The sequence below is a fragment of the Fictibacillus sp. NRS-1165 genome (assembly GCF_050468105.1).
GTDB classification, from domain to species: domain Bacteria; phylum Bacillota; class Bacilli; order Bacillales; family Fictibacillaceae; genus Fictibacillus_C; species Fictibacillus_C terrinigri.
Window position 1 is genome coordinate 1 of the sequence record NZ_JBDPNU010000197.1, and the last position, 509, is coordinate 509.

The window sequence follows — 509 nt, forward strand, 5'->3', positions numbered from 1 at the left end:
GTAAGGAGTAGTATCCCTAAAGTAACCCATAACGTTTTTGCTTTCATTCCATCTTCTCCCGTTCTTTGCTATAAAAACAAATTCGAGATGTGAGTGGAAAACACCTTGCTAATGATTTCTATTTAGTGGAAGAAAAAATACTGTAATCCCTGTTTTTAGGCAGTAACACCCAACGACACATTATTGGAGCCATAATGTTCGATGCCTCTATGACGATTCCACAACCAGTTTGTTAAAGATTATAAATGCTTCTTTTTTATTGATGCGAATTATTCCCCGTAGCTTTCAATCAGGTTGGCCATATGGGCATAAGCACCACCTGCCAACAGAGCAGCTGCAACTAAAATAGCTTCTGATAGCTCTTCTTTTGTTGATCCTGCTCGTTGGGCAGATTTTGTATGAACGTCAATGCAGTAGGGGCATTCTGTGGTATGGGCTATTGAAACTGCTATTAATTCTTTTAACTTTGCATTTAATTTTCCTTCTTTGGTTGCTTCGGTGCTGAAATG

General features: G+C 38.7%; 1 protein-coding gene. It reads right to left on the reverse strand.

Translation table 11 applies throughout. The annotated features are described in order from the left end of the window. Positions 1-269: 269 nt before the first annotated feature. Positions 270-509: carboxymuconolactone decarboxylase family protein (locus ABHN01_RS25865; protein WP_429877925.1), on the reverse strand; the 240-nt coding region annotated here is incomplete at its 5' end.